Origin of the sequence: Hansschlegelia beijingensis (assembly GCF_045505405.1) — a bacterium.
GTDB classification, from domain to species: domain Bacteria; phylum Pseudomonadota; class Alphaproteobacteria; order Rhizobiales; family Methylopilaceae; genus Methylopila; species Methylopila beijingensis_A.
Genome location: NZ_JBJKEX010000195.1, coordinates 1 through 5,671, shown reverse-complemented (window position 1 = coordinate 5,671; position 5,671 = coordinate 1). Strand labels below are relative to the sequence as shown.

The following is a 5,671-nucleotide window of genomic DNA, read 5'->3' as shown; positions in this document are numbered from 1 at the left end:
TCACCCATGCCCTTTTCGCGTGGGCCTGTCATGGTGTGTGTGTTTAGAACGACGAAAGCCCGCCAGCTTTTGGGCTGTGCGGGCTTTTTGTTTGGTTGCGGGGACAGGATTTGAACCTGTGACCTTCAGGTTATGAGCCTGACGAGCTACCGGGCTGCTCCACCCCGCGCCATGTCCGGACGTATGGGTCGACGGACGTTTAGCGCAGATCTGATCATCGTGAAGTTCGAAACGCACTTCGCAGGCCTGGCGACGACCTACTCTCCCGCGCCTTAAGACGAAGTACCATCGGCGCAGAGGGGCTTAACGGCCGAGTTCGGGATGGGATCGGGTTTTTTCCCCTCGCATAGCCACCAGGCCGGCGAAGTGCGTTCGAAGCAAGCTGGATTTGAACTTTCAGGATGGTTTTGCGAACCGAAGGGGTTCGCGGATGGGCGCGGATCGCAAGAGCGATCAAGCCAATCGAACGATTAGTACCGGTAAGCTTCACGTGTCGCCACGCTTCCACACCCGGCCTATCAACGTGGTCGTCTTCCACGGTTCTCAAGGGAGATCTCGTTTTGAGGGAGGTTTCCCGCTTAGATGCCTTCAGCGGTTATCCCGTCCGCACGTAGCTACCCTGCAATGCGGCTGGCGCCACAACAGGTCCACCAGAGGTGCGTTCATCCCGGTCCTCTCGTACTAGGGACAAATCCTCTCAAATCTCCGACACCCACGGCAGATAGGGACCGAACTGTCTCACGACGTTCTGAACCCAGCTCACGTACCACTTTAATCGGCGAACAGCCGAACCCTTGGGACCTGCTCCAGCCCCAGGATGTGATGAGCCGACATCGAGGTGCCAAACACTGCCGTCGATATGGACTCTTGGGCAGTATCAGCCTGTTATCCCCGGCGTACCTTTTATCCGTTGAGCGATGGCCCGTCCACGTGGAACCACCGGATCACTATGACCGACTTTCGTCTCTGCTCGACTTGTCTGTCTCGCAGTCAGGCAGGCTTATGCCATTGCACTCAACGACCGATTTCCGACCGGTCTGAGCCTACCATCGCGCGCCTCCGTTACTCTTTGGGAGGCGACCGCCCCAGTCAAACTGCCTGCCATGCATTGTCCCGGACCCGGATGACGGGCCGCGGTTAGACGATCGTGACGATAAGGGTGGTATTTCAAGGACGGCTCCACCCGAGCTGGCGCCCGAGCTTCAAAGCCTACCACCTATCCTACACATGCCAACACAATCGCCAATGCAAAGCTACAGTAAAGGTGCACGGGGTCTTTCCGTCTGACCGCAGGAACCCCGCATCTTCACGGGGAATTCAATTTCACTGAGTCTATGCTGGAGACAGCGGGGAAGTCGTTACGCCATTCGTGCAGGTCGGAACTTACCCGACAAGGAATTTCGCTACCTTAGGACCGTTATAGTTACGGCCGCCGTTTACTGGGGCTTCGATTCAAAGCTTGCACCTCTCCTCTTAACCTTCCAGCACCGGGCAGGCGTCAGACCCTATACGTCATCTTGCGATTTCGCAGAGCCCTGTGTTTTTGCTAAACAGTCGCCACCCCCTGGTCTGTGCCCCTCGCAAATGGTTGCCCATCTACGAGGCCTCCTTATCCCGAAGTTACGGAGGTAATTTGCCGAGTTCCTTCAGCATAGTTCTCTCAAGCGCCTTGGTATACTCTACCTGTCCACCTGTGTCGGTTTCGGGTACGGTCTCATGCGGGAGCTATTTCCTGGAACGTCCAGGCCGCCTTCGGAATCCAATAACCTCCGACAGCTTTCGACATTCGTCACTACCCGCTGGCTGGGGAATATTAACCCCATTCCCATCGACTACGCCTTTCGGCCTCGCCTTAGGGGCCGGCTAACCCTGCGCAGATTAGCTTTACGCAGGAACCCTTGGACTTTCGGCGGGAGTGTCTCTCACACTCCTTTTCGTTACTCATGTCAGCATTCGCACTTCCGATACCTCCAGGATGCCTCACGGCTGTCCCTTCACTGGCTTACGGAACGCTCCGCTACCGCTCACCTTGCGGTGAACCCTAAGCTTCGGCTCGTGGCTTGAGCCCCGTTACATCTTCGGCGCAAGAACCCTTGTTTAGACCAGTGAGCTGTTACGCTTTCTTTAAAGGATGGCTGCTTCTAAGCCAACCTCCTGGTTGTTTTGGGATTCTCACATCCTTTCCCACTTAGCCACGAATTGGGGGCCTTAGCTGTAGGTCAGGGTTGTTTCCCTCTCCACGACGGACGTTAGCACCCGCCGTGTGTCTGCCGGATAGTACTTACTGGTATTCGGAGTTTGGTTAGGTTTGGTAATCCGGTAAGGACCCCTAGCCCATCCAGTGCTCTACCCCCAGTAGTATTCATCCGACGCTCTACCTAAATAGATTTCGCGGAGAACCAGCTATTTCCGAGTTTGGTTGGCCTTTCACCCCTAGCCACAAGTCATCCGAGACTTTTTCAACAGGCACCGGTTCGGTCCTCCAGTGCGTGTTACCGCACCTTCAACCTGCTCATGGCTAGATCACCCGGTTTCGGGTCTAATACGTCGAACTTCACGCCCTATTCAGACTCGCTTTCGCTTCGCCTACACCTACCGGCTTAAGCTTGCTCGACACATTAAGTCGCTGACCCATTATACAAAAGGTACGCAGTCACCCTTGCGGGCTCCTACTGTTTGTAAGCATCCGGTTTCAGGAACTGTTTCACTCCCCTTGTCGGGGTGCTTTTCACCTTTCCCTCACGGTACTGGTTCGCTATCGGTCGCTGAGGAGTACTTAGGCTTGGAGGGTGGTCCCCCCATGTTCAGACAGGATTTCACGTGTCCCGCCCTACTCGAGTCCTTCAGTTGCATTTTCGCGTACGGGGCTGTCACCCATTGATGCCCGACTTTCCAGACGGTTCCGCTGAATTCACTGAAGGCACTGGCCTGGTCCGCGTTCGCTCGCCACTACTAACGGAGTCTCTGTTGATGTCCTTTCCTCCGGGTACTTAGATGTTTCAGTTCCCCGGGTTCGCCTTTGTTTCCTATGTATTCAGAAACAAATACCTCTGTGTCGACGCATCGTAATCCCACCCCACGGGATCGCTCCCGCAAGGTCGAATTACGAAACGTCGGAGGTGGGTTTCCCCATTCGGAAATCGTCGGATCAAAGCCTGTTCGCAGCTCCCCGACGCTTATCGCAGCGTACCACGTCCTTCATCGCCTCTCAGCGCCAAGGCATCCACCGAATGCTCTTAAGACACTTGATCGCTCTCACGATCGACGCCCACCCATAGAGCCGGAACCCGAAGATCCCGGCCTACAAGCAAAACACCGATCCTGAAAGTTTTAGACCAGCTTGCTTCGTGGTTCGCCCTGCGAACGCCCCGGTCAGGAGGCGCGCCTTTCGGCCAAACCGGAGCTGCGTGCAACAGCCCCGACGGCAGAACAAACCAACGTTTCACGATGTCAGACAACACGCGAACGGCCCGCACGCTTCGATGAAGCGGCAAAACCGACGCGAATCTCCAAGAGATCCCCTCGAACGTTATCGACCAACCCGGCGTCTGGTGGAGCCAGACGGGATCGAACCGACGACCTCATGCTTGCAAAGCACGCGCTCTCCCAGCTGAGCTATGGCCCCATCCTCCAGGTTTCCCTGAAAGGGGCAGACGCCTGAATGATTGGTGGGCCTGGGAGGACTTGAACCTCCGACCTCACGCTTATCAAGCGCGCGCTCTAACCAACTGAGCTACAAGCCCGGCTCTCACGGGCGAAACCGCGTCAGCGGGCCGCCCGAGGGCTCGTTCGAGGTGAAAGAGAAACGAAGGCGGCGGAGTTCCGCAAAATGGCCGGCTGACTGCCGACCTTGTGTTCCAAGCGTTCCGATAGAAGCCTTCGGATGAAGACCCCTGAGGGAACGACCTTAGAAAGGAGGTGATCCAGCCGCAGGTTCCCCTACGGCTACCTTGTTACGACTTCACCCCAGTCGCTGACCCTACCGTGGTCGCCTGCCTCCCTTGCGGGTTAGCGCAGCGCCTTCGGGTAAAACCAACTCCCATGGTGTGACGGGCGGTGTGTACAAGGCCCGGGAACGTATTCACCGTGGCATGCTGATCCACGATTACTAGCGATTCCAACTTCATGCACTCGAGTTGCAGAGTGCAATCCGAACTGAGACGGCTTTTGGAGATTAGCTCCGGATCGCTCCTTCGCTGCCCATTGTCACCGCCATTGTAGCACGTGTGTAGCCCAGCCCGTAAGGGCCATGAGGACTTGACGTCATCCCCACCTTCCTCTCGGCTTATCACCGGCAGTCCCCCTAGAGTGCCCAACTAAATGCTGGCAACTAGGGGCGAGGGTTGCGCTCGTTGCGGGACTTAACCCAACATCTCACGACACGAGCTGACGACAGCCATGCAGCACCTGTCTCCGCGCCTCCGAAGAGGACCCCAGGTCTCCCTGGGTAACACGGGATGTCAAGAGCTGGTAAGGTTCTGCGCGTTGCTTCGAATTAAACCACATGCTCCACCGCTTGTGCGGGCCCCCGTCAATTCCTTTGAGTTTTAATCTTGCGACCGTACTCCCCAGGCGGGAAGCTTAAAGCGTTAGCTGCGCCACTGATCAGCATGCTGACCAACGGCTAGCTTCCATCGTTTACGGCGTGGACTACCAGGGTATCTAATCCTGTTTGCTCCCCACGCTTTCGCACCTCAGCGTCAGTATCGGGCCAGTGAGCCGCCTTCGCCACTGGTGTTCTTGCGAATATCTACGAATTTCACCTCTACACTCGCAGTTCCACTCACCTCTCCCGAACTCAAGACTTCCAGTATCAAAGGCAGTTCCAAGGTTGAGCCTTGGGATTTCACCCCTGACTTAAAAGTCCGCCTACGTGCGCTTTACGCCCAGTGATTCCGAACAACGCTAGCCCCCTTCGTATTACCGCGGCTGCTGGCACGAAGTTAGCCGGGGCTTCTTCTCTGGGTACCGTCATTATCTTCCCCAGTGAAAGAGCTTTACAACCCTAAGGCCTTCATCACTCACGCGGCATGGCTGGATCAGGCTTGCGCCCATTGTCCAATATTCCCCACTGCTGCCTCCCGTAGGAGTCTGGGCCGTGTCTCAGTCCCAGTGTGGCTGATCATCCTCTCAGACCAGCTATGGATCGTCGCCTTGGTGAGCCGTTACCTCACCAACTAGCTAATCCAACGCGGGTTGATCTGGTGGCGATAAATCTTTCCCCCGAAGGGCTTATACGGTATTAGCTCAAGTTTCCCTGAGTTGTTCCGTACCACCAGGCACATCCCCACGCGTTACTCACCCGTCTGCCACTGCCTCCGAAGAGACCGTTCGACTTGCATGTGTTAAGCCTGCCGCCAGCGTTCGTTCTGAGCCAGGATCAAACTCTCAGGTTGAAGTACTGAGTGTTGTCCAGCTAAGTCACAACGTTTGACGAGGAACCACGCTGCCCTGACCATCTCACGATGATCGAGCGGCGTATTCCTTGAAACGTATAACCGCCGAAGTCTCTGTACATGCCCCCAGCTAAAAGCCAGAGGCCGCAAGAACCCCGCCGACCACGTTTCTCTTTCTCAAGATCAACTTGTCAAACAGCCAGCACCCGGAAAAACCAGATGCGCACAGCCAAACGAGCATCCCCGCTCAGCCGCTTAAGTCCGCCACAACCGGC

At 56.3% G+C, this 5,671-nt stretch carries 3 tRNA genes and 3 rRNA genes; all 6 read right to left on the bottom strand.

Features of this window, described 5'->3' with window-relative positions:
- Positions 1 to 92: 92 nt before the first annotated feature.
- Positions 93 to 169 (bottom strand) — tRNA-Met (locus ACIKT0_RS12090).
- Positions 170 to 244: 75 nt separating this feature from the next.
- Positions 245 to 358: ribosomal RNA gene (gene rrf, locus ACIKT0_RS12085) — 5S ribosomal RNA — on the bottom strand.
- Positions 359 to 449: 91 nt separating this feature from the next.
- Positions 450 to 3,251, bottom strand: a 23S ribosomal RNA gene (locus tag ACIKT0_RS12080).
- A gap of 298 nt (positions 3,252 to 3,549) precedes the next feature.
- Positions 3,550 to 3,625: transfer RNA gene (locus tag ACIKT0_RS12075), tRNA-Ala, on the bottom strand.
- Between the two features lie 41 nt (positions 3,626 to 3,666).
- A tRNA-Ile gene (locus tag ACIKT0_RS12070) sits at positions 3,667 to 3,743 on the bottom strand.
- Between the two features lie 168 nt (positions 3,744 to 3,911).
- Positions 3,912 to 5,396, bottom strand: a 16S ribosomal RNA gene (locus tag ACIKT0_RS12065).
- The 16S, 23S and 5S rRNA genes sit together here with 3 tRNA genes alongside, the layout of an rRNA operon.
- Between the last annotated feature and the right edge of the window lie 275 nt (positions 5,397 to 5,671).